Genomic DNA, 24,041 nt, shown 5'->3' on the forward strand with positions numbered 1-24,041 from the left:
CTCAGTAGTCGTCCTCCTCGACTTCGGCCGGTTCGGGCCGCCTTACGGGCCGCTCGGAGGGATCGCGGCCGACTTCGTTCTTCAGCGTCGCCAGGTCGATGAAATGGTCGGCCTGGCGGCGCAGGTCATCCGAGATCATCGGCGGCTGCGAGGCCATGGTCGAGACGATCGACACCTTGCGGCCACGCCGTTGCAGCGCCTCGACCAGCGTGCGGAAATCGCCATCTCCGGAGAATATGACATAGTGGTCGACGACGTCGGCGAGTTCCAGCGCATCGACAGTGAGCTCGATGTCCATGTTGCCCTTGATCTTGCGGCGGCCGGTCGAGTCGGTGAATTCCTTGGCCGGCTTGGTCACCACCTTGAAGCCGTTATAGTCGAGCCAGTCGATCAGCGGCCGGATCGAGGAATACTCCTGGTCCTCCACCAGCGCGGTATAATAATAGGCGCGCAACAGGTAACCACGCTTGTGGAAGCTCGCCAAAAGCTTGCGATAGTCGATGTCGAACCCGAGTGCGCGCGAGGTGGCGTAGAGATTGGCGCCGTCGATGAACAGGGCGATTTTTTCACGAGGGTCGAACATGGAAATAATCCTTTTCGAAATAAGCGCCGTCTAAACGAAATGCGGTATCGACTATTGGTCAGGCTCATAAAAACCGGCCGACCTTGGACCAACCGAGATAACGCCAGTTTGGTGGCAATCCAAGGGCGTCTGGCGCACTGCAAGCAATTGTGATCGTAGAACCGAACCGTGGACGCGGCCGGTTTTGCCAAATCCGGAGTTTGATGGAGGGATTGAGTGCCCCGTGGGCCTGCATCGCCATGATGCTTGTATTTTGGCGCCGTTCGGGTTATGGACCGCGCCTGTTTTCCGTCACATCCAGGCATGAAAGGGGCAATCCATGGCCCGCGTAACCGTTGAAGATTGCATCGACAAGGTCGACAACCGCTTCGAGCTGGTGCTTCTGGCCGGCCACCGCGCCCGTCAGATCAGCCAGGGCGCGCAGATCACCGTCCCGCGCGACAACGACAAAAACCCGGTCATTGCGCTGCGCGAGATTGCCGACGAGACGCTGTCGCCCGACGATCTCAAGGAAGATCTGATCCATTCGCTGCAGAAGCATGTCGAGGTCGACGAGCCCGAAGCCGATGGCGAAGTGATCGCCGACCAGACTGGCGGTGCCGTCGCCGCCGCCGACACCGACGACGCCGAGGACAACGTCACCTTCGATCGCATGACCGAGGAAGACCTGCTGGCCGGCATCGAAGGTCTGGTCCCGCCGGAAAAGAGCGACGACTACTGAGACAGCTCTCCGGAAGCGCCTGGAACAATCTTCCGGCCCTTCCGTCCCGGCAGTTTTCGTGGCTATCGAGTACCAACTGTCGCAAATACCAGATGCAGTTTTGGCCGCACTTGGCATAATGTATGAATCTGGTATTTGCGACAGTTGGTACCGGACATGCGCCGTACGACAGTGCGGCGCATGATTCATTTCATCGCCGAGAGATTTAGCCCATGATGCGTCAGTATGAGCTTGTCGAGCGCGTCCAGCGCTACAAGCCTGACGTCAACGAGGCGTTGCTCAACAAGGCCTATGTCTACGCCATGCAGAAGCATGGCCACCAGAAGCGCGCTTCCGGCGATCCCTATTTCTCGCACCCGCTCGAGGTCGCGGCCATCCTCACCGAGATGCACATGGACGAGGCGACCATCGCCGTCGCCCTGCTGCACGACACCATCGAGGACACAACGGCGACGCGAGCCGAGATCGACGATCTGTTCGGCCCCGAAATGGGCAAGCTGGTCGAGGGCCTGACCAAGCTTAAGAAGCTCGATCTCGTCTCCAAGAAGGCCGAGCAGGCGGAGAACCTGCGCAAGCTTCTGCTGGCGATCTCGGAAGATGTGCGCGTGCTGCTGGTCAAGCTCGCCGACCGTTTGCACAACATGCGCACCCTTGATCACATGCCCGAGGCCAAGCGCCTGCGCATTGCCGAGGAGACGATGGACATCTACGCGCCGCTGGCCGGGCGCATGGGCATGCAAGGCATGCGCGAGGAGTTGGAAGAGATCGCCTTCCGCTTCATCAATCCGGAAGCCTACCGTGCCGTCACCGCCCGCCTCGCCGAGATCTTCGAGCGCAACAAGGGCGTACTGACCGACATTGAAAAGGCGCTGTCGGCACTGTTTGAGAAGCATGCCATCAACGCCGGCGTGAAGAGCCGGCAGAAGAAGCCGTGGTCGGTGTTCCGCAAGATGGAGGCCAAGGCTCTGTCCTTCGAGCAACTGTCCGACATTTTCGGCTTCCGCGTCGTCGTCGACACCGTCGAGGACTGCTATCGCGCGCTGGGCGCCATCCACACCACCTGGTCGATGGTACCCGGCCGTTTCAAGGACTACATCTCGACGCCGAAGCAGAACGACTACCGTTCGATCCACACCACCATCGTCGGCCCTTCGCGCCAGCGCGTCGAACTGCAAATCCGCACCCGCGAGATGAACAAGATCGCCGAATACGGCGTCGCCGCTCATTCCATCTATAAGGACACCGGTGGCAAGACGAACGGCGCCGGCCATGCGATCTCGAAGGAGACCAATGCCTATGCCTGGCTGCGGCGCACCATCGAGCAACTGGCCGAAGGCGACAATCCGGAAGATTTTCTCGAAAACACCAAGCTGGAGCTGTTCCAGGACCAGGTGTTCTGCTTCACGCCGAAGGGCATGCTGATTGCCTTGCCGCGCGGCGCCACGCCGATCGATTTCGCCTATGCCGTCCACACCGATGTCGGCGACACCTGCGTCGGCGCCAAGGTCAATGGCCGCATCATGCCGCTGATGACGGAACTGAAGAATGGCGACGAGGTCGAGATCATCCGCTCCAAGGCGCAGGTGCCGCCAGCCGCGTGGGAATCGGTCGTCGTCACCGGCAAGGCGCGCGCCGCCATCCGCCGCGCCACCAAGAATGCCATCCGCAAGCAGTATTCGGGTCTCGGCGCGCGTATCCTTGAGCGTGCCTTCGAACGAGCCGGCAAGACCTTCACCAAGGAAAGCCTGAAGCCCGTCCTGCACCGGTTGGCTCGCAAGGACATCGAGGATGTGCTGGCGTCCGTCGGTCGCGGAGAACTGGCTTCCACCGATGTCATGAAGGCGGTCTTCCCTGACTACAAGGACGAGCGCGTCACCCCTGCGGCTCCCAAGCAGCGCGAGGAGGGCTGGTCGAAGATCCGCAACGCCGCCGGCATGCTGTTCCAGATACCTGGCCGGGCCGCGCGCAAGGACAAGGACCAGCCAGGCGCCGGCGCCGTGCCGATCCGCGGCGTGCGCGGCGACCTGCCGGTGCGCTTCGCGCCGGAAGGCGCGGTCCCTGGCGACCGTATCGTCGGCATCGTCCAGCCGGGCACCGGCATCACCATCTACCCGATCCAGTCGCCGGCGCTGCAGGCTTTCGACGACCAGCCGGAGCGCTGGATCGACGTGCGTTGGGACATCGACGAACGCACCAAGGAACGGTTTCCCGCGCGCGTCTCGGTCACCGCCATCAACGCGCCGGGCTCGCTCGCCGACATCGCCCAGGTCGTTGCCTCAAACGACGCCAACATCCATACGCTGTCGATGGTGCGCACCGCGCCCGATTTCACCGAAATGCTGATCGATCTCGAAGTCTGGGACCTCAAGCATCTCAACCGGCTGCTCTCGCAGCTCAAGGACAATTCGAGCGTCAGCGATGCGCGGCGCGTCAATGGCTAGCGATAGCCGATCCATGGGGGACGAGATGAATACCGACGAAGTGCTGGGCATATTCCGCGAGGCTGGCGCTGTTCTGGAGGGTCATTTCATCCTGACGTCGGGTCTGCGCAGTCCGGTCTTCCTGCAGAAGGCACGGGTGTTCATGCATGCCGACAAGACCGAGCGGCTGTGCAAGGCGCTGGCCGAGAAGATCCGCGCCGCGGTGCCGGGCAAGATCGACTATGTCGTCGGGCCGGCGATCGGCGGGCTGATCCCGGCTTACGAAACCTCGCGCCACCTTGGCGTGCCGGCGATCTGGGTGGAGCGGGAAGGGGGCGAGTTTCGCCTGCGGCGCTTCGAGATTGACCAAGGCGCCCGCGTCGTCATCGTCGAGGACATCGTCACCACCGGATTGTCGATCCGCGAAACCATCGATTGCTTGCGCCAACTCGGCGCAGAGGTGGTCGCGGCTGCCTGCATCATCGATCGTTCGGCCGGCAAGACCCATGTCGGCGTGCCGCTGATTGCGCTTGCCGAATACGAGGTTCCAGCCTATCCGCCGGACAGGTTGCCGCCGGAGCTTGCCGCCATCCCGGCCATCAAGCCCGGCAGCCGCAACATCTGAGGAGGAGGTCGCATTGATCGTTGGCATCGATCATTTCGTGCTGACGGTGGCGTCGCTCGACGCAACCTGCGCCTTTTATCAACGCGTGCTGGGCTTCGAACGCGTCGATACGCCGGGCCGGCCGACAGCACTTGCCTTCGGCAACCAGAAGATCAATGTCCACGAGGTCAGCCGCACCTTCGAGCCGAAAGCCCAGTCGCCGACGCCAGGATCCGGGGACTTCTGCCTGATCACCGAGCGGCCGCTCGATGAATTCCTTGCCGGTCTCGAAGCCAATCTCGTGACGGTGGAGCTCGGGCCGGTGGAACGCCTCGGCGCGCGGGGCCCGATGATGTCGGTCTATTTCCGCGACCCGGATGGCAACCTGGTCGAAGTCAGCCAGTATCTGCGGTAGCGTATCGATCATTTGGCTGCGACAATTAGCCGAAAACCGCTTCTCAAATTCGCCGCGATTGTCCGATGTTGGAGGAGACGGACCTTACCAAAATCTGGCGGTGCGGCCACCGCGCGGACGGCCTCCGGTTGTTGTCGGGGTTGCGGATGGCTATATCAAAGTCGCGATTGCCTTCTGGCGACCGTAAAGCGCAAGATATGGTGGTCGAAGCCCGGCTGGAACAGCCGGCGTGTAGGCTGTGAATTGTCGGGAATAGGAAGACAGTGCTTTTTCGTCGCCGCAAGCCTGATGGCCTTTTCGAGCGGGTGCGCACCTATTTGTGGCCGCGCCGTTCGTTTTCGCGCTCGCTTCAATATTTCTCCAAGCGCATTCTGCGGCTGAAGGCCACCCCGCACGCGGTGGCGGCGGGCGTCGCCGCAGGTGTCTTTGCTTCGTTCTTCCCCGTCGGTTTCCACTTCATCATTGCCGCCGTTCTGTGTTGGGTGATCGCCGGCAATCTGGTGGCAGCTGCTCTCGGAGCTGTTTTCTTCGGCAATCCGCTGACCTTTCCGCTCTTGTGGGGCGCATCCTGGGAAACCGGCAAGCTCATCCTGCACGATCGCCTGCCGGCGCATGGCCCGCCGGCGCATCTGGGCGAGATGATGCACACGCTTTCGTTCGCCAAACTATGGCATCCCGTCCTGGAGCCGATGCTGATCGGGGCGGTGCCGCTCGGGCTGGTGTTCGGCCTGGTGTTCTACGGCATCACGCGCTGGGGCATGAATGTCTTCCGCGAACAGAGGCGCAAGCGGCTGGCTGAGCGCGCGAGACGCCGTGAGCATTCGCATCATCCCGGCGGAAGCGTCGGTTCCGCTGCCCAATGATCATCGGCATCGGCAGCGACCTGATCGACATCAGACGCATCGAGAAGTCGCTTGAGCGCCACGGCCAGCGCTTCATCCAGAGGATCTACACCGAGGTGGAGCAGGCGCGTTCGGAGAACCGGCGCGCTCGCGCGGCTTCCTACGCCAAGCGCTTTGCCGCCAAGGAGGCTTGCGCCAAGGCACTGGGCACCGGTCTGGCACAAGGGGTCTTCTGGCGTGACATGGGGGTCGTCAACCTGCCCAGCGGTGCGCCGACCATCGCGCTCACCGGCGGGGCGCTGGCGCGGCTGGAAAAGATGCTGCCCCAAGGCCATCAGGCTGCCATCCACCTCACCATCACGGATGATTTTCCGCTCGCTCAAGCCTTTGTGATCATCGAGGCGGTGCCCGTCGAAGAAGCGCCACATTGATTGCATCTGACGACCGGCATTGACGTTGCCCAGCGCGCGCCGAGACTCTATACCATCCAACGCACAATCGAGGACGACATGAGCGTGGCTGAAAAATCCCAGAAGAAATCCGGCGGGCTTGGCGAAACCGTCAGCGTCATCGTCCAGGCGCTTTTGCTCGCCCTGGTCATTCGCACGCTGCTGTTCCAGCCGTTCTCGATCCCGTCGGGCTCGATGCGGCCGACGCTTCTGGAAGGCGACTATCTGTTCGTCACCAAGTGGTCCTACGGTTATTCACGCTATTCGCTGCCTTTTGGGCCGGACATTTTCTCGGGCCGCATCTGGGGCTCAGAGCCCAAGCGTGGCGACGTGGTGGTATTCAAGTTCCCGCCGGATCCGTCCGTCGACTACATCAAGCGCGTCATTGGCCTGCCCGGCGACAAGATCCAGATGAAGGATGGCCAAGTGTTCATCAACGGCGTCGGCGTGCCGCGCGTCAAGACCGGCCAGATCGACAATCCCGACATCACGGAAAAGGATTATCCCATCGACGTCTATCGCGAGACGCTGCCCGATGGCGTCAGCTACGACACGCTGGACCTGTCGCCGAACTCGATCGGCGACAACACCCGCGAATTCGACGTGCCGCCGGGGCACTATTTCATGATGGGCGACAACAGGGACAATTCCGCCGACAGCCGCTTCACCGTCGGTTATGTTCCGGCCGAGAACCTGGTCGGCCGCGCCAACCTTGTCTTCTTCTCGATCGCCGGCAAGGCAAGCCCGCTCGAAATCTGGAAATGGCCGTCGCTGATGCGCGCTTCGCGCCTGTTCCATTTCGTCAACTAGGGCCATGGCGGCGCCAAAACGGTTGACCGCCGATGCGCTCGCCGAAGCGCTTGCGGAACGCACGGGCCATGCCTTCGCCGACCGCCAGCGCCTGCAGCGTGCGCTTACCCATGCCAGTGCGCGCGGTGCCAATGCGGGCGCCGATTATGAACGGTTCGAATTTCTCGGCGACCGGGTTCTTGGCCTTGTAGTCGCCGATATGCTGTTGGCTGCCTTTCCCGATGCCGCGGAAGGGGAGTTGTCGCTGCGGCTCAATGCGTTGGTCAATGCCGAGGCGCTGTCTGATATCGCCGAGCATATCGGGTTGCCGGACCTGATCCACGCCGGATCGGACGTGCGCGGGCTCGAGGGACGCAAGCGCGTCAACCTGCGCGCCGATGCGTTGGAATCATTGATCGCCGTGCTCTATCTCGACGGTGGTCTGGAAGCGGCCCGCGTGTTCATTCACAAATACTGGCAGCCGCGTTCGCAGGCCTCGGGCGCGGCACGCCGCGACGCCAAGACCGAATTGCAGGAATGGGCGCATCAGGCGGCGGGTGCTGTTCCCGCCTATCAGGTCGACGGCCGGGAAGGCCCCGATCACGATCCGCTGTTTACCGTCAGCGTCAAGGTCGGCGCGTTTCAGCCGGCAACCGGCAGCGGCCGCTCCAAGCGCGAGGCCGAACAGGCCGCCGCCACCGCCCTTCTGGTTCGCGAGGGCGTCTGGGTTCATGAAGGGAGTGCGGCATGACCGCCGAAGACACTGCAGCCGCTCCTGTCACGCATTCCGGCTTCGTCGCGCTGATCGGCGCGCCCAATGCCGGCAAGTCGACGCTGGTCAACCAACTTGTCGGCGCCAAGGTCTCGATCGTCACCCATAAGGTGCAGACGACACGCGCCATCGTGCGCGGTATCGCCACGCACGACAACGCGCAGATCGTCTTTGTCGACACACCGGGCATCTTCAAGCCCAAGCGGCGGCTGGATACGGCAATGGTGACCACCGCCTGGGGCGGCGCCAAGGACGCCGATATCGTGTTGCTGCTGATCGATGCGGAACGCGGCATCAGGGGCGACGCCGATGCCATCCTCGAACGGCTGAAGGACGTGCGCCAGCCGATGGCGCTGATCCTCAACAAGGTCGACCGCGTCAAGCCGGAGGCGCTTCTGGCCCTCTCAGCGGCAGCGAACGAGAAAGTGCCGTTCCAGCGCACCTTCATGGTCTCGGCGTTGACCGGCTCCGGCTGCAAGGACCTGCTCGACTATCTGGCCCAGGCGCTGCCGGCCGGCCCGTGGTACTATCCGGAAGACCAGATTTCCGACCTGCCGATGCGCCAACTCGCGGCCGAGATCACCCGCGAAAAGCTCTATCTCAGGCTGCATCAGGAACTGCCCTATTCCTCGCACATCGAGACCGAGAAATGGGAAGAGAAGAAAGACGGCTCGGTGCGTATCGACCAGACCATCTTTGTCGAGCGCGACAGCCAGAAGAAGATCGTGCTCGGCCACAAGGGCGAGACCATCCGCGCCATCGGGCAGGCCGCGCGGATGGAAATATCAGGCATATTGGAGCAGAAGGTGCACCTGTTCCTGTTCGTAAAGGTGCGCGAGAACTGGGGCGATGATCCCGAGCGCTATCGCGAGATGGGGTTGGAGTTTCCTCATTAGGGCATGATCCCGAACAAAAGGGTCTGTTTTCGGGAAAGATCATGCTTGAGGTCACGATCGATGTCGCCTTGGTGCGCCGGCTGATTGCCGCGCAATTCCCGCATTGGAAGAATCTTGCGGTCAGGCCGGTTGATTTTGGCGGCTGGGACAACAGGACCTTTCATCTCGGCGACGAGATGACCGTGCGGTTGCCGAGCGCCGCCGCTTATTCCCTGCAAGTGGAAAAGGAACATCGCTGGCTGCCGAGGTTGGCGCCGCAGTTACCACTGTCCATCCCCGTACCGCTGGCGATGGGCGTTCCGGCCGAGGGCTATCCCTGGCACTGGTCCGTTTATGGCTGGATCGAGGGCGAGACCGCGAAACGGGAACGTATCGCGGATCTGTCGGAATTCGCGGCGGACCTGGCTCGGTTCCTGGTTGCGTTGAGATACGCGGACGCGACCGATGGGCCAGCGCCTGGGCAGCACAATTTCTTTCGCGGCGGACCGCTGACCGTCTATGACGGCGAGACAAGGCAAGCGATCTCGGCGCTCGGCAACCGCATCGATACCGGCGCCGCCACCGCCGTCTGGGAGATAGCCCTTGCCGCGGCCTGGGAAGGTCCTTCCGTGTGGTTCCATGGCGACGTCAGCCGGGGCAACCTCCTGGTCGAAAAGGGCAGGCTAGGCGCGGTGATCGATTTTGGCACCTGCGGTGTCGGTGATCCCTCCTGCGATCTGGCAATTGCCTGGACGCTTTTCGAAGGCGAGAGCCGGGACACTTTTCGCGCCTGCCTCGCGGCAGATGAGGCGACCTGGGCGCGCGGGCGTGGCTGGGCGCTGTGGAAGGCGCTGATCATCGCCGCCGGCCACATAGACGTCGCCCGGGCCGAGATCGAAGAATCTTGGCGGGTGATCGATGCGGTGCTGATCAATCGCGAGTGTCAGGCGTGAGGGGAAGCGCGTGACGCGCCGACATCGGACGGCGTTGAGTTTCCGATGGATTAAAAAAAAGTCACTGCGGCGGGCAACTTCACATGGCCCTTCTGACGTCGGCGGAGCCCGAGGGATTGGTCAGATTTGATTCAGGGATCTGACGTCGAAAAATAAGTTATTCAATGGTTTTGTTAGAAGTAATTTTTAATTACATGAAAATAGTAGAATAAATTACAGCATCAGATGAATAAATCAAAAAAATACCCAATTATTACATAAAAATGACAATGTACCATTTGTGCCGATTTGAAAATTGGTCATGGTGGGTTAGTGTTATTTGTGCAACACAGATTTAATCTGTGGTCTGAATCCGGCATATTTGTGGAATTGTCATTGAAGGCGGAAGATTGGTGGGTATGTTCGCCGCGAAAAGGGGACGCGGTGCGAGCCCTTTTTCATTGTCGGGTGAAGCGGGACAACATATCCGCCAGCCACAATTCAGAAGCCATCTTATTAACTTGACTGGAGAGGTCAGAAATGAACATCAAGAGCCTCCTTCTCGGCTCAGCCGCGGCACTGATCGCGGTGTCCGGCGCGCGCGCCGCGGACGCGGTCGTCGTCGCCGAACCGGAACCGGCCGAATACGTCAAGATCTGTGACGTCTACGGCGCCGGTTACTTCTATATCCCGGGCACCGAGACCTGCCTGCGCATCGGCGGCTATGTCCGCTATGATATCGGCGTCGGCGATTCCGGCTCGTTCGATGGCGTCAACCATGTCCAGGACCATCAGAACGCCAACGACGATCACTCGACCTACTACAAGAACACCCGCTTCACGCTGAAGACCTGGACCGGTCAGGAAACCGAGCTCGGTACCCTGAAGACCTACACCGAGACCCGCTTCAACTACGGCAACTCCTCGGGCGACTATGAAGATTCGGCCAGCACCGATTGGACGAGCCGTAACAAGTCGCTCTCGCTGCGTTTCGCCTGGATCCAACTCGGTGGTCTGCGCGTCGGTAAGGACGATACGGCTTTCGACACGTTCATCGGCTATGCCGGCAACGTCATCCAGGATACGCTGGTGCCCTACGGCGGGCAGGAGAGCAACGTCGTCCAATACTACTTCGACGCAGGCAACGGTTTCTCGGGCATGGTCTCCCTCGAAGAAGGCGCCGGCGTCGTGGGCACCATCGACAGCTATGTTCCGCATGTCGTCGGCGGCTTGAAGTACAAGGGCGACTGGGGTGCGATCACCGGCGTCGTGGCCTATGACAGCAACTACGAAGAAGTCGCTGGCAAGGTTCGCCTCGACGTCAAGGCAACCAACGAATTGTCGCTGTTCATCATGGCTGGCTACGGCACCGACGACAATCTCACCGACGATGCGAACAACGCCATCGATGCACACGGTCGCGGCTTCTACAAACAGTGGGGCGGCAACTGGGCAATCTGGGGTGGCGGCACCTACAAGTTCAACGACAAGACCTCGTTCAACGCCCAGATCTCCTATGACGACTGGAAGAATCTCGGCATCGCCGCGAACGTTGCCTATACCGTTGTGCCCGGCTTTACGGTCACGGCTGAAGTCGATTACCTCAATGCAGGAAAATTCGACGACGTCGACTTCAACAACTGGACCAAGGCCAACAAGAAGAGCAGCGTCGGCGGCATTCTCCGCTTCCAGCGCTCGTTCTAACGGATCGACTGACCTTACCAGACCGCCCGCAGCGTATCGCTGTGGGCGGTTTTTTGCGCGCTGTCCCGGAGCCAGCCGTCTGAGCACCAGCGCCTCATCTTGATTTCGCCATCCAACGGGTGAAAAGCTCGGGCATGGAATGGCGCGACGAGGGAATCATTCTCGGCACCCGCAAGCATGGCGAAACCAGCGCCATTCTCGAGGTGATGACGCGTGCGCATGGCCGCCATCTCGGCCTCGTGCGCGGCGGCCGCTCGCGCAAGCAGCAGCCCGTTCTCCAGCCCGGCAATCGCGTCGATCTCTTGTGGCGCGCGCGCCTCGACGAGCATCTGGGCACCTTCCAGGCCGAAGCGATCGAAATGAATGCCGCCCGGCTGATGGACAGTGCCATCGCCGTCTACGGCCTTCAGACCATGGCGGCGCATCTGCGCCTGCTGCCCGAGCGTGACGCCCATGGCGGCCTCTACGAGGCGCTTTCGGTGATGATCGTCCACCTGGACGATGCCGATGCCGCCGGCGAGCTGGTGGCGCGTTTCGAACTTCTGATCCTTGATGAACTCGGCTTCGGCCTCGATCTCAGCCAATGCGCCGCCACCGGTACAAGGCAGGATCTTGCCTATGTCTCGCCGAAGTCGGGACGCGCGGTGTCGCGTGAAGCCGGCGCGCCGTGGCACGACAAGATGCTGGTGCTGCCTGCATTTCTGCAGCGCGGCTCCGGCATGCGCGCGAACCATGCGGCGATCGCGGACGCCTTCCGCTTGACCGGTTTCTTCTTCACCCGCCATGTTTACGAGCCGCGCGGCATCGATCAGCCTGACGCGCGCGCCGGCTTTCTTGCAGCGCTGCGCAAGCACCACGCGACGCACAAGCCCATCGCCGGAGAGAACGCGGCCGGGGAAATCATCAGATGAGCGAAGTCGAACTCTATCCGGGCCGGGTCTCGCCACTCGGCCTCGGCACCATTCCTCATGCCGACATCCTGAAATACACCGGCCTGGAATTGCTTCAGCGAATCATCGACGGCAAATATCCGGCACCGCCGATCTCCTTCCAGCTCAGCTTCGCCTTGACCGAAGTGTCGGAAGGCCGCGCCGTATTTCGCGGCGTGCCGAGCGAACGCCATCTCAACCCGCTGGGCAGCGTGCATGGCGGTTGGGCGGCGACGCTGCTCGATTCGGCGTTGGGCTGCGCCGTTCAGACGCTGCTCGAAAAGGGTGAGGCCTACACGACGGCCGAGTTCAAGGTGAACCTGACGCGGCCGATCACGCCCAGGACCGGCGAGGTGGTTTGTGAAGGCAAGGTGGTTCACAAGGGCCGCACGCTTGCCGTTTCCGAGGCGACGCTGAAGGACGCCGGCGGCAAGCTGCTGGCTTTCGGTACCGAGACATGTTCGATATTTCCGGCCGCCAATCTGGCGGCACGTTGAGTTTTCAGCCGTTTGGCCGCCGCATTTGAATGTCAGTGAGACGAAATGTCAGTGAAAACTGGCCTGGTTTGGGGGAACCGCCATGTTTGAAAGCCTGATCGGCCTTGTCGCCATCATCGCCTTGTTCGTCATCATTTCGCGCCAGCAGAGCCGGATCGGTCTGATCGAGCGCGAGCTTGGCGCGCTGCGCAGTCTCGTGCTTTCGGGCGTCGTGCCGCCCGTGGTCAGGATGTCGGACCAGGAGGCGGCCGAGGGCAAGGCGCACACGTCATCGGTGGCCGCGCCCGCGGCCGACATCGCCCCGGCAGCAATCAGCGATCCGGCACCCGCGATGGTACAGGCCATGGAGGTGGAAATCCCGGCCGGCGAGAGTGTGCCCGGTCCCTGGAGCGCGCCCGAGGCAGCACCGGAAACGCCGGAGGTCGTGCCGGCCGCGGCCGCCCAGGCCGCCCAGGCCGCCCGGCAGTCCGATGTCGAAACCGCGCTCGGCACGCGTTGGGCGGTCTGGGTCGGCGGCATCGCGCTTGCTCTCGGCGGCTTGTTCCTGATCCGCTACACCATCGAGGCCGGCATTTTCGGACCCGGCGTGCGGCTCACCATGGCGGCCGTGCTCGGGTTGGTGCTGGTCGCCGGCGGCGAGTTCATTCGCCGCACCGGCTTCAAGGTGCCGGTGCAAGGTGTTGCCGGCGCCTATATTCCGGCGATTCTGACGGCGGCCGGTGCCTTCATCCTGTTCGGCACCGTCTATGCCGCCCATGGCGTTTACGGCTTCATCGGACCGGCTCTTGCCTTCACGCTGCTCGGTGCGATCGGTATTGCGACCATCGCCGCCGCGCTCGTCCATGGCCAGGCGCTGGCTGGCATCGGTCTTGTCGGCGCTATGGTGACCCCGGTGCTGATCGCTTCGCAGGCGCCCAATCCCTGGGCATTGTTCGGCTATCTCGCCATCGTACTCGCGGCCACCGGCGTCATCGCCCGCATGCGCGACTGGCAAGCGCTGATGGCGGCCGCCTTTTTCGGCACCGGCATCTGGACCATCCTCTACATGACCGACGCGCCGGGCGCGGACCTCTCCGCCATCCTGTTCATCGACGCCGTCACGCTGGCCGTGCTGGCTCTTGTCTGGCTGAGCGGTCGGGGCAGCGAAGCGGAAAGCGGCTTCGACTGGCCATCGATCGTGCCGGGGGCTTTCATCGCGTTTTCGGCGCTCGGCCTGTCGGTCGACGCGACATTTGTCGCGGCAGGCTATGCCTTGCCAGGCGCCTTGGTTCTCGTCGCCCTTGTCGCCACCGCATTCTTCCGGCCGCGCGCGGTGCCGCTGCTGCACGCAGCCGGGCTGGTGACGGTGATGATCCATCTAGGCATCATTCCGCCCGCCACCATTGGCTCCGATTTGTCCCAGGGCAATCTGGGCTTTGACGGCTTGCCGGTGGCGGCCGGAAATGCCTTGACGCTGCGTATCGGTATTGGCCTCGGCCTTGTCTTCCTTGCCGCCGGCTTGTGGGCCGCGCGCCGCTTTGCCGCCTTGGCACGGATCCGAGCGGCCTCTTGGGCAGTATGGGGCGTCATCGCGCCTCTGGTCATCCTGCTGGCGCTCTGGCTCACCTTCGGCAATCTCGACCGTGATTTTGCATACGCTGCGGTCGCGGCCCTGCTGGTCGTGATCCTCGCCGCCGGCGGCGAGTGGATCGCGCGGGCCGAGGAACCACCGCTCGAGGGCGGTGCCGCAGTGTCCTTTGCCCTGGGCGGCGCAGCAGTCGCCGGCCTCCTGATGCTGCATATGGCTTTTGGTTCCGGCTGGACCACCATCCTGCTCGGCGCCGCGGCGATCATGCCGGCGCTCGCCACGCGCCGGCGCTCTTATCCTGTGCTCGGCTGGATTTCAGTTGCCGCCGTCATCGCGGTGCTTGGCCGCGTCGCCTTCGACCCGACGATTGTCGGCGCCGGGTTCTTGTCAACGACACCGGTCTTCAACTGGTTGCTTCCGGGCTATGGCGTGCCGGCGCTCGCCTTCGGCTTCGCGGCCTGGCAACTCGCCCACACCACCAATGGCCGACCGAGCCTCGCCATGGAGGCCGCGGCGGCGCTGTTTACGCTGCTCACGCTCGCCATGCTGGTGCGCCACGCCATGCATGGCGGCGTCATCAACAGCGATGCGCCGACGCTTGCCGAACAGGCGATCTACACGCTGATCGCCATCGGCGCTGGTGCCATCCTGATCGCCATCGACCGGCGCTCGCCAAGCTCGGTGCTGCGCTATGGTTCGATGGCGGTGGGCGTGGTCTCAGTCGCCTTCGTCGTCATCCAGCATTTCCTGGTGCTCAATCCGTTGTTCACCGACGAATCGACCGGTCGGATCCCGGTTTTCAATCTTTTGTTCCTGGCCTATCTCCTGCCGGCCGTCGCCGCTGGCGGCCTGGCGCTCTATAGCAGGGGTAAACGGCCGAAATGGTATTCGGCCATGCTGGCGCTGGTGGCGGCGCTGCTTGCCTTCGCCTATGCCACGCTCTCGGTGAGGCGCCTGTTCAAGGGCGAGTTCATTGGCTTGTGGAGCGGCCTTGGCCAGTTGGAGACCTATACCTATTCGGCACTCTGGCTGGTGATCGGCGTGGCGCTGCTCACGGCTGGCGTCTGGCTGAAATCGCAGGTGCTGCGCATTGCTTCGGCCGGGCTGATCGCGGTTGCCGTGCTGAAGGTCTTTCTCTTCGACATGTCCGAACTGGAAGGCGTGCTCAGGGCGCTGTCCTTCATTGGCCTGGGCGCGGTGCTGATCGGCATCGGCCTGTTCTATCAGCGGCTTTTGACGCGGGCGGCGAAGGAAAAAGGATAATCGCCTGCGAATCATTGGGTTTTCTTGCCGGTCGGGAATAAACCGGCAGCAGCCAGCGTTATCTCGTTGCTTGGGTGACCGGAGCGGCGGACCGCTTCGCGCTGGCCGCTTGCGCCGTGCCGGGAAGGCGCGTTCAATCGGAAGCAACAAGGGCGACCTCAGAACCAGCGGTCATGGACGAAAAGAAGGCAGCAATCCTTGGCGAAATACCGCGCCTGCGCCGCTACGCACGCTCGCTTCTGCGCGACCGTGATTCTGCCGACGACCTCGTTCAGGACTGCCTCGAGCGCGCACTGTTGCGGCTCGACAACTGGCAGACAGGAGAAAGCCCCAGGAGGTGGCTGTTTACGATCATGCATCATTTGTTCATCGACCAGATGCGCAAGGTGAACCGCCGCGGCGAAGCGGCGATGCTGCCGCTGGAGGCGGGCGAGGCGGTTGCCCAGCCGCCCGAACAGTTGGAGGGCATTGCTTCGCGCGAGATCATCAACGCATTGCAGGCGATCAGCCCCGATCGCCGCGCGGCCCTGGTGATGGTCGCCATCGAGGGATTTTCCTATGCCGAAGCCGCCAACATTCTGGGTGTGCCCGCGGGCACGCTGATGTCGCGCATCGCGCGTGGGCGTGAGGAACTGCGCGGGTTGCTGGACGACACAGCGCGCCGCCGCGCCATAAGGATCGTCGAGAAATGATCCGCCGCGATTTTTCCGAACGGGACATTCACATGGCGCTCGACGGCGAACTGCCGGCCGATGAGCGTGCCGCCTATGATGCCTGGCTCGATGCCAATCCGGAGATGAAGGCGAGGAGCGTCCGCTTCACCGCCGACCGCGAGGCATTGCGTGCCGCCTTTGCCGGCGTGCTGGATGAGCCTGTTCCCGCGCGCTTGCGCAAGGTGGTGCTCGGCGAAGCGCCTGTTAAGGCAGCGGTGCCACGCTCGCGCTGGTGGCTTGCCGCCGCCGCGGCGGTGTTTCTGACCACGGGCGGATTTGGCGGCTACTTTGCCGGCATCGGCGGACTCGGGCAGGAGGATCCGGCGGAGGATCGGCTCGCCGAACAGGCGATCGCCGCCCATGTCATCTATGCCGCCGAGAAGCTGCATGCGGTGGAAGTGCCGGCCAGCGACAAGGATCATTTGCAGACCTGGCTGTCCAACCGGGTCGGCCTGAAGCTGGTGGCGCCGGATCTGAGCGCGAACGGGTTCCAATTGGTTGGTGGCCGGTTGCTGCCGGCCGGTGAAAGCAAGGCGGCAATGCTGCTCTACGAAGACGACAAGGGCGAGCGCATATCCCTCTTCGTGACGGCGGAATCGACGGAGAATGCCAAGGGTACCTACGCTTCGGCTCAGGACGGTCCGCAGGCCGTCTATTGGCTGGACAAGGGCTATGGCTGTGCCGTCGTCGGTTCGCTGCCGCGCGAGCAATTGGCGGCCGTGGCCAAGAGTGCGTATGGGCAGCTTCTGGCCGGTCTCGCCAGTTGAGCCGGCGGCGATCTCGGCTTGAAACAGCGATTCCGTTCAAAGCTTGTCAGCTTCCCTGCCGCCGCGGAAACTGTCACAATTCGGCCCTAATCAAGGAGCGATAGCGCTTGATGAATACCGGCGCTTCGGCCGGTGTTTGCGACGCTTTGACTGGGGCCGTTTCCGCAACGCAATCGAGGTTTTCTCAAGCCGCATGCCTGCCGAGATCCGCACGGCCCGCGCGTCTGACGTCGATGACCTCGCCGCCATCGAGAAAGCTGTCTTCTCGAGCGACCGCATTTCCCGCCGCTCCTTCCGCCAGTTCATCGAGCGCGAGACCGCCGAGACGCTGGTCGCCGAAATCGATGGCCGCGTCGGCGGTTACGCGATCGTGCTTTTTCGCAAGGGCAGCGGCGTGGCACGGCTCTATTCCATAGCCGTCGGACCGTTTTTCGGCGGGCTCGGTATAGGCCGCCAATTGCTGTCCGCGGCCGAAGAGGCAGCCTTCGAACACGGCCGCATGATGCTGCGTCTCGAAGTGCGCGAAGACAATGGCCGTGCCATCCGCATCTACGAGCAGGGCGGATACCGCAAGATTGGCCGGGAGCCGGGTTACTACGAGGACGGCGCGACGGCGCTGCGCTATGAAAAGACCCTGCGCGGCGACCTTCCGGTCGCCACCAGGGTGCCATTCTATCAGCAGACCTGTGAGTTCACCTGCGGTCCATGCTGCCTGATGATGGCCATGGCCAATTTCGATCGTGGCTTCGTACCCGACCCGGTGATGGAAATCCGACTCTGGCGCGAGGCGACGACCGTCTTCATGATGTCCGGGCCGGGCGGCTGCGAACCATTCGGTCTGGCTGTCTCGGGGTATGAAAGCGGGCTCGCGGCGGAAATCTTTGTTTCCTTCTACGGCGCGTTGTTCCTGCAATCGGTGCGTAGCGAGGACAAGCGCCGGATCATGGAATTGGCCCAGGTCGACTTTCGCCGCCGAGCGGAACTTTACGGTATCCCGGTGAATTACCGTCCGTTCACCATCGACGATATCAGGGCGGCTCTCGCCGGGGGCAAACTCGTGCTGGTGCTGATCAGCGGCTTCCTGATGTTCGGCAAGAAGGTGCCGCATTGGGTGCTGGCCATCGGCGATGATGGCGACCATATTCTGATCCACGATCCGTGGGTCGAGGATGAAAGGCAGGAAACCATCCTTGATGCCGCCAACATTCCCGTGCCTTACGGCATCTTCATGAACATGGCGCAGTTCGGCCGCGACGGACTGCGTGCCGCCATCACTTTGGGAAAGAGATAATGACCTGGGTCATTCTTACCGGCAGGCAAAGCGATCTCGACCAGGTGGCGACACCGCACAAGATCATCACCAATCGCGACTATCTCGCGCATCCCTCGCTGTTCCGCGGCCAGCGGCCGAAGGTCATCAACCTGTCGAACAATTACGGCTACCAGAGCCGCGGCTATTACGCGTCGCTGCTGGCGAGTTCGCGCGGCCACAAGGTCATCCCGACCGTCGAGACGATGATCGACCTGTCGGAGCGCAAGCTCTACGAGCACGCCTTGCCGGAACTGGAACTGGCGCTCAACAAATGCCGCAAGGACCTCGGCGGCGTATTTCCGGCGAAGGTCTGCATCTTCTTCGGCATCGGCCCGTCCAAGGTCTGGGACCGTTTTGCCAAGCTGTTGTTCGACTGGTTCCGGGCGCCGGCGCTCGAAGTCCACATCAAGGACAGCGCCGAATGGGCCTCGATCCGCAAGATCGGCTTCCACCCGCTGGCGCGGATGACCGAGGACGAGGAAAAAAGCTTCATCCAGTGCCTGGAGACCTACACCAACCGAGAGTGGCGCGACACCAAGGGCCGGACGCCGGCGCGCTACACCTTCGCCACGCTGGTCGATCCGCATGAGGAATTGCCGCCGTCGGAAATCTCCTCGCTGCGCTACTGGGCCAAGATCGCCGAAAAGATGGGGGTCGAAATCGAGCCCATCACCAGGAAGGATCTCGCCAAGCTCGCGAATTACGACGCGCTGTTCATCCGCGAGACCACCTCGATTTCCAATCACACCTATCGTTTCGCCCGCCGCGCCCAGCAGGAAGGCATGCCTGTCATCGACGACCCGCTGTCGATGATCCGCTGCACCAACAAGGTCTATCTCAACGAACTGATGGCCTACAACAAAGTGCCGGTGCCGCCCACGGTGATGATCGCCGGCGCCTCTGATCTCGAACTCGCGGCGCAGACGCTGGGTTTTCCCCTGGTGTTGAAGATCCCGGATTCGTCGTTCTCGCGCGGTGTCAAGAAATGCGCCAATTTCGAGGAACTGAAGACGCTTGCCACCGAATGGCTCGAGGATTCCGATCTTTTGATCGCGCAGAAATTCATCCCGACCGAATATGACTGGCGCGTCGGCGTGCTCGGCGGCCAGCCGCTGTTTGCCGTGCACTATCTGATGGCCAAGAAGCATTGGCAGATCGTCAACCACAAGGCCAATGGCAAGCCCGACCAGGGCGGCATCAAGACCTTCACGCTGAAGGAGACGCCGTCTCATGTCGTCGAGACGGCGGTGAAGGCGGCGCGCTGCATCGGCGACGGCCTCTACGGTGTCGACCTCAAGGAGACCAAGGACGGCGTCTTCGTCATCGAGGTCAACGACAACCCCAACCTCGACCATGGCTGGGAGGATTCCGGCGAGAAGGACGAAGTCTGGGTGCGGTTGACGCAGTGGTTCCTGGAGCGGCTGGACAGGCCGGGGCGGTAATCAACCGAGGGAAGAGATGCTGTTCATCGTCATCGAGGATTTCACCGGCTGCGACCGCAAGGAAATCTATCGCCGGTTCCGCGACCGGGGCCGCCTGAAGCCGGAGGAGCTTGTCGTGCATCATAGCTGGATCGCGGCCGATATGAGCCGCTGTTTCCTGCTGGTGGAGGCCGATGATGTCACGCTCCTGCAGCGATGGGTCATCGAATGGGCTGATCTGGTCGAGTTCGAGATCGTGCCCGTGGCGACCAACAAGGACATGGTGGTGGCCTTGAGCGGGCACCTCTGACCATCGCCCTCCTGGGTCAGCGCAGCGCCGGGGAGTCCACGGCGCGCCGGCATTCATCGATCAGCCAAGCGCGGAACGCGGCCACGACATCGCGCCTTGCGCTTCGCTCCGGGACAGTCAGGCAGTAGGGCTGTCGCAGGGCGATTGCGCTCGCGGCGGGCCGCACCAGCCTGCCGTCCTCCACCGCCTCGGCACAGTAAATCCCTTGCGCCAGCGCCACGCCCAACCCCGAAATCGCGAGGTCGAGGGCCGCGCGCGACGAATTGGCCGACAGGCCGCGCCGCAATGCCCGGCCAGATTGGGCATTCGTCGCCTCGAACCAGTTGCGCCAGGACGGAAACGAAGCGCCGGTCGGTCCCCAATCCGTGTGGATCAGCGGCAGCCCGGCGAGCGGCTCGCCGCCTGCCTTGATCATGCCGGCAAGCTTTGGCGCGCAGACCGGATAGACCGCGTCCCTGGCAATGTCCTCGGTCGGATGTTCGCGATAGTGCGGACCGTAGGAGAGCCTGATGTCGATCAGTTCGCGGTCGAACGGCACCGGGTCGTCATCGCCCCGCACCGATATGTCGGCGGCGCCATGGCTTGCGACGAAGCCGGCCAGACGCTGCGAAAGCCAGCCCATGGCCATGGATGGCGGCACCGATACGACCAGACGCGGGCGGAATGCATCGCCGCCCAGTTCGCGCGAGACGCTGCCGATCTCCTGGAAAGCCACGGTCAGCCGCGGCAACATTTCCACGCCCGCCTCGGTGAGGACAACGCGCCGGTTGATCCGCTGAAACAGCTTGCGGCCCATCTGCTCCTCCAAGGTGCGGATAAGCTGGCTGACGGCGGCAGCCGAGACCGAAAGTTCTTCCGCCGCCGCGGCAAAGCTGCCCGTACGTGCGGCGGCTTCGAAAGCCTGGAGCCCTTTCAGGGATGGGGATGTGACCATGATCGCCAGATAGATAAGCTTAGCTTATCCAAATCGCAGGAATCGTCGTTTTTGGAAAGCTTTTTCGCCGACTAGAGTGGTCTTCATCAATCTCCAGCCTGGATCGAGGCCGATGGACCATCGCGACATCATCGCGTCGCTGACGACAGAAGAGCGCAATCGCCTGACGGCCAAATCCGATGTCGCGGGCCTGTTCCAGTTCGGCGCTCACTTGGGTGCGATTGTCATCATTGGATCGCTGATCGCGGCCAAGGTGCCGTTCTGGCCATTGCTGATGCTGCCGCAAGGCATCCTGATCGTGTTCCTGTTCACGCTGCTGCATGAGTCGGTTCACCGCACGGCTTTCAATACGCAGCGGCTGAACGACGGCGTGGCGCGGCTGTGCAGCCTGGCCATCGGGCTGCCCGCCGACTGGTTCCGCTACTTCCACTTCGCTCACCACCGGTACACGCAGGATCCGGAAAACGATCCCGAGCTTGCCTTCCCGAAGCCTGAGACCTTGCGGCAATACATTGTCCACGTCTCGGGCCTGCCGGTGTGGTGGGGGCATTTCAAGACGCTGTACACCAATGCGCGTGGGGACTGCCACGATAGCTATGTGCCGCCAAAGGGCCTGCCCAAAGTGCGCGCCGAGGCACGTGCGATGATCGGGTTCTATGTCGTGGTCCTGGCGCTTGCCATCTGGTTCGAGGCAACGGTGCTGTTCTATGTCTGGATCTTGCCGGCTCTGCTCGGACAGCCATTCCTGCGGCTTTATCTGCTGGCCGAGCACGGCCGCTGCCCGTTCGTCGCGAACATGCTGGAAAACACCAGGACGACGCTGACCAATTGGGCGGTGCGCAAGCTGGCCTGGAACATGCCGTTCCATGCCGAGCATCATGCCTATCCCGGCGTGCCGTTTCACCAATTGCCGCGGTTTCACGCGCTGATCGAGCGGCACCTGAAGGTGGTCGAGCCCGGCTATGTCAGCTTCCACGAGAAATACCTGGAGACGCTGCGCTGACCTTGCGCCGATGCGTTAGCCGGTCTGGCTGCGCGGCGCACGCGCTTTCAACAGATGCTGGATGTCAGCCGCCTTCGACGGCACGCCGATCAGATAGCCTTGCGCCTCGACACAACCGTTGTCGCGCAGCATGTCGAGTTGCCTCTCGGTTTCGACGCCCTCGGCGGTGACGACGATGCCAAGTTCGGTGCCGAGACCGATGATGGAGCGAACGATCGCCGCCGTGTCGCGATTGCCCATGTCGCGAATGAATGATCGGTCGATCTTGATCTTGTCGACCGGAAAACGCCTGAGGTAGCCGAGCGAGGAATAGCCGGTCCCGAAATCGTCCAGCGCGATGCGGATACCGAGCTCACGCAACTGGCGCAGCGTTTTCAGCACGGCCTTGCTCTCGTCCATCAGTACGGTTTCGGTGATTTCCAGTTCCAACTGTCCGGCCGGGACGCCGGAAAAAGCCAGCGCCGAGATGACGGCGCGGGCAAACCCGCTGCTTTTGAGCTGCACCGCCGAGACATTGACCGCAATGCGCAAACCCGGCGGCCAGCTAGCCGCCGTCGCGCAGGCTTTCCTCAGCGCCCACTCGCCAAGCGGCACGATCAGCCCTGTCTCTTCGGCGACGGGAATGAAGTCGTCCGGCACCACCTTGCCGCGCGCCGGCGAATGCCAGCGCATCAAGGCCTCCGCGCCGATGATCTCGCCCGAGGCGATGTTCATGATGGGCTGGAAATCGAGATCGAACTCCTGGCGCGGCAGCGCGGTCTCCAGGTCGACTTCAAGCGCCCGCCGGGCCTGCACGGCGGCGTCCATTCCAGGTTCGAAGAAGCGATAGAGGTTTCGCCCTTCGCTCTTCGCCCGATAGAGCGCCGTGTCGGCGTTCTTCAGCAGCGTGTCGGCGTCACGGCCATCGGCGGGGAAAACGGCGATGCCCAGGCTGACGCCGACATGCATCTCGCGGCTCTTGTCGCGAAATGGTTTTGCGATTGCCTCGACGATGTGCTTCGCCAGTTTCTCGGCATCGGCAATGCCCACGGAGTTGGATTGGATGACGACGAACTCATCGCCGCCGAAACGGGCGATCATGTCCGCATCGTCGCGCAGGCAACGCTGCAGTCTTTCGGCCACTCTCTTCAACAGCCAGTCACCGGCAGGGTGTCCCCAGGTGTCGTTCACAGCCTTGAAACGGTCGAGGTCGAGCGAGAAGATCGCGAGCGGCGTAGCGGCCACATCCTCCAGCGCATGGTCGAGCCGTTCGCGAAACATCGATCGGTTGGGCAGCCCAGTCAGCGTGTCGTGATGCGCAAGATGGATCATGCGCTCTTCGGCCAAACGGCGTTCCGTGACGTCGTCGAACGTCGCCACCCAACCGCCGCCACTCATCGGCTGGCGCACGACCAGAATCGTCCTGCCGTCGGCGAGATGGCGATACGTCGAATGCATTTTTCCCGCCCGCCGGCAGGCTTCGGTCTTGGCGACTTCGCTGTCGACGTCGATCTTCGTGTAGATGCCGAGTTCCAGCAATCGTTCGAGGGCGTCGCGGTGCGTCGTTCCAAGCGGGAAGTCGGCCGCCGTGACATTGTACAGTTCCAGAAAACGCCCGTTGCGCACGATCATCTTGCCGTCGGCGTCGTACATCAGCAGGCCTTGCGACATGTTGGCGAGCGCGGCGTCGAAGCGGCGATGCTGCTCCTTGAGATCCTGCTCGGCGCGCCGCTGTTCGGTGATGTCCTCGTAGATCGAGACCCAGCCGCCCGAAGCCAGCGGCCGGTGCGAGATAAGGATGATGCGGCCGTCCGCCAGGATTTCTTCGTAGGCCGAAGGTTTCGCCTGGTCGATATAGGGCTTGCGGATGGCGTAGAGCTCGTCGGCGCTTTGCGAGGCGACGCCGAGGTCGACGCTATGCCGCAGGATGTCGATGAAGCGGATGCCCGGCCGCATCACCTTGGCGTCGAGGTGGAAGATGTCGATGTAGTTGCGGTTGCAGATGATCATGCGTTCATCGGCGTCGAACATGCACAGGCCATGCGACATGTTTTCGACAGCGGCTGAAAAGCGTTCGTTCTGCTCGCGCAGCTCATCTTGCATGCGGCGAGAGTGTTCCACGCCTCCGGCCGCCCGTTCCGGGACGACCGAACCATCCTTGACATCCACGACGGGCATGAGGCGCCCCTGCGGTGCTTGATCGAACACCACACTGTTGACGCTTCCGGTTAATTTAGCGT

23 protein-coding genes are annotated in these 24,041 nt (G+C 62.6%); 20 read left to right on the forward strand and 3 right to left on the reverse strand.

Annotation, left to right across the window (positions count from 1 at the left end; all coding sequences use genetic code 11):
* Nucleotide 1 precedes the first annotated feature (1 nt).
* Nucleotides 2–583, reverse strand: a complete 582-nt coding sequence (locus tag EN808_RS05170; protein WP_127276201.1) for an NYN domain-containing protein — start codon at nt 581–583, stop codon at nt 2–4.
* Between the two features lie 319 nt (nt 584–902).
* Here EN808_RS05170 and rpoZ point away from each other — a divergent pair, with 319 nt between their 5' ends.
* The 19 genes from rpoZ to EN808_RS05265 all read left to right on the forward strand — a co-directional run bounded on the left by rpoZ (nt 903) and on the right by EN808_RS05265 (nt 19,885).
* Nucleotides 903–1,304 (forward strand): DNA-directed RNA polymerase subunit omega, encoded by a 402-nt coding sequence (gene rpoZ / locus EN808_RS05175; RefSeq protein WP_127276203.1) that lies wholly within the window; start codon nt 903–905, stop codon nt 1,302–1,304.
* A 212-nt stretch (nt 1,305–1,516) separates the two neighbouring features.
* Complete coding sequence (locus EN808_RS05180) at nt 1,517–3,745, forward strand: bifunctional (p)ppGpp synthetase/guanosine-3',5'-bis(diphosphate) 3'-pyrophosphohydrolase (RefSeq protein ID WP_127276205.1); 2,229 nt, start codon at nt 1,517–1,519, stop codon at nt 3,743–3,745.
* Nucleotides 3,746–3,770: 25 nt separating this feature from the next.
* A complete protein-coding gene (pyrE, locus tag EN808_RS05185; RefSeq protein ID WP_127276208.1) occupies nt 3,771–4,349 on the forward strand; it encodes an orotate phosphoribosyltransferase in 579 nt (192 codons plus the stop codon).
* A gap of 13 nt (nt 4,350–4,362) precedes the next feature.
* Entirely contained in the window at nt 4,363–4,743 is a 381-nt protein-coding gene (locus EN808_RS05190; RefSeq protein WP_167531192.1) for a VOC family protein, read from the forward strand.
* A 263-nt stretch (nt 4,744–5,006) separates the two neighbouring features.
* Nucleotides 5,007–5,606, forward strand: coding sequence for a DUF2062 domain-containing protein (locus EN808_RS05195; RefSeq protein ID WP_127276212.1), 600 nt, complete (start codon nt 5,007–5,009; stop codon nt 5,604–5,606).
* Nucleotides 5,603–6,016, forward strand: a complete 414-nt coding sequence (acpS, locus tag EN808_RS05200; protein ID WP_135915315.1) for a holo-ACP synthase — start codon at nt 5,603–5,605, stop codon at nt 6,014–6,016. Before EN808_RS05195 ends, acpS begins: the two co-directional genes overlap by 4 nt.
* 78 nt (nt 6,017–6,094) lie before the next feature.
* Nucleotides 6,095–6,844: a signal peptidase I gene (lepB, locus tag EN808_RS05205; RefSeq protein ID WP_027144187.1), complete on the forward strand. Its 750-nt coding sequence runs from the start codon at nt 6,095–6,097 to the stop codon at nt 6,842–6,844.
* Between the two features lie 4 nt (nt 6,845–6,848).
* Nucleotides 6,849–7,574, forward strand: a complete 726-nt coding sequence (gene rnc / locus EN808_RS05210) for a ribonuclease III (RefSeq protein WP_127276216.1) — start codon at nt 6,849–6,851, stop codon at nt 7,572–7,574.
* Nucleotides 7,571–8,491, forward strand: a complete 921-nt coding sequence (gene era, locus EN808_RS05215) for a GTPase Era (protein ID WP_127276219.1) — start codon at nt 7,571–7,573, stop codon at nt 8,489–8,491. Before rnc ends, era begins: the two co-directional genes overlap by 4 nt.
* 41 nt (nt 8,492–8,532) lie before the next feature.
* The gene (locus EN808_RS05220) at nt 8,533–9,423 is read left to right on the forward strand and encodes an aminoglycoside phosphotransferase family protein (protein ID WP_189524061.1); all 891 of its coding nucleotides are present in this window, start codon (nt 8,533–8,535) and stop codon (nt 9,421–9,423) included.
* A gap of 519 nt (nt 9,424–9,942) precedes the next feature.
* Entirely contained in the window at nt 9,943–11,106 is a 1,164-nt protein-coding gene (locus EN808_RS05225) for a porin (RefSeq protein ID WP_135915317.1), read from the forward strand.
* Nucleotides 11,107–11,240: 134 nt separating this feature from the next.
* Complete coding sequence (gene recO, locus EN808_RS05230; protein WP_127871383.1) at nt 11,241–12,017, forward strand: DNA repair protein RecO; 777 nt, start codon at nt 11,241–11,243, stop codon at nt 12,015–12,017.
* Nucleotides 12,014–12,532: a PaaI family thioesterase gene (locus EN808_RS05235; RefSeq protein WP_127871384.1), complete on the forward strand. Its 519-nt coding sequence runs from the start codon at nt 12,014–12,016 to the stop codon at nt 12,530–12,532. Before recO ends, EN808_RS05235 begins: the two co-directional genes overlap by 4 nt.
* Nucleotides 12,533–12,614: 82 nt before the next feature.
* Entirely contained in the window at nt 12,615–15,362 is a 2,748-nt protein-coding gene (locus EN808_RS05240) for a DUF2339 domain-containing protein (protein ID WP_135915318.1), read from the forward strand.
* A gap of 173 nt (nt 15,363–15,535) precedes the next feature.
* Complete coding sequence (locus EN808_RS05245; protein ID WP_127276227.1) at nt 15,536–16,054, forward strand: RNA polymerase sigma factor; 519 nt, start codon at nt 15,536–15,538, stop codon at nt 16,052–16,054.
* Nucleotides 16,051–16,842, forward strand: coding sequence for an anti-sigma factor (locus tag EN808_RS05250; RefSeq protein ID WP_135915319.1), 792 nt, complete (start codon nt 16,051–16,053; stop codon nt 16,840–16,842). The genes EN808_RS05245 and EN808_RS05250 overlap by 4 nt, the downstream gene beginning before the upstream one ends.
* 193 nt (nt 16,843–17,035) lie before the next feature.
* Nucleotides 17,036–18,133, forward strand: coding sequence for a peptidase C39 family protein (locus EN808_RS05255; protein ID WP_127871387.1), 1,098 nt, complete (start codon nt 17,036–17,038; stop codon nt 18,131–18,133).
* The gene (locus EN808_RS05260) at nt 18,133–19,596 is read left to right on the forward strand and encodes a RimK family protein (RefSeq protein WP_127280355.1); all 1,464 of its coding nucleotides are present in this window, start codon (nt 18,133–18,135) and stop codon (nt 19,594–19,596) included. Before EN808_RS05255 ends, EN808_RS05260 begins: the two co-directional genes overlap by 1 nt.
* A 16-nt stretch (nt 19,597–19,612) precedes the next feature.
* Nucleotides 19,613–19,885, forward strand: coding sequence for a DUF3303 family protein (locus EN808_RS05265; RefSeq protein WP_127871388.1), 273 nt, complete (start codon nt 19,613–19,615; stop codon nt 19,883–19,885).
* A gap of 16 nt (nt 19,886–19,901) precedes the next feature.
* Here EN808_RS05265 and EN808_RS05270 read toward each other — a convergent pair whose 3' ends face one another.
* On the reverse strand, nt 19,902–20,819 hold the full coding sequence (locus EN808_RS05270) for a LysR substrate-binding domain-containing protein (RefSeq protein WP_135863744.1): 918 nt from the start codon (nt 20,817–20,819) through the stop codon (nt 19,902–19,904).
* 112 nt (nt 20,820–20,931) lie between these two features.
* On the opposite strand from EN808_RS05270, the gene EN808_RS05275 reads away from it, so the two are divergent.
* A complete protein-coding gene (locus tag EN808_RS05275; RefSeq protein ID WP_135915320.1) occupies nt 20,932–21,822 on the forward strand; it encodes a fatty acid desaturase family protein in 891 nt (296 codons plus the stop codon).
* A 15-nt stretch (nt 21,823–21,837) separates the two neighbouring features.
* On the opposite strand, the gene EN808_RS05280 is transcribed toward EN808_RS05275, so the two are convergent.
* The gene (locus EN808_RS05280) at nt 21,838–23,979 is read right to left on the reverse strand and encodes an EAL domain-containing protein (protein WP_135915321.1); all 2,142 of its coding nucleotides are present in this window, start codon (nt 23,977–23,979) and stop codon (nt 21,838–21,840) included.
* Nucleotides 23,980–24,041: the final 62 nt, after the last annotated feature.

The organism is Mesorhizobium sp. M8A.F.Ca.ET.165.01.1.1 (assembly GCF_004792065.1).
GTDB lineage: Bacteria > Pseudomonadota > Alphaproteobacteria > Rhizobiales > Rhizobiaceae > Mesorhizobium.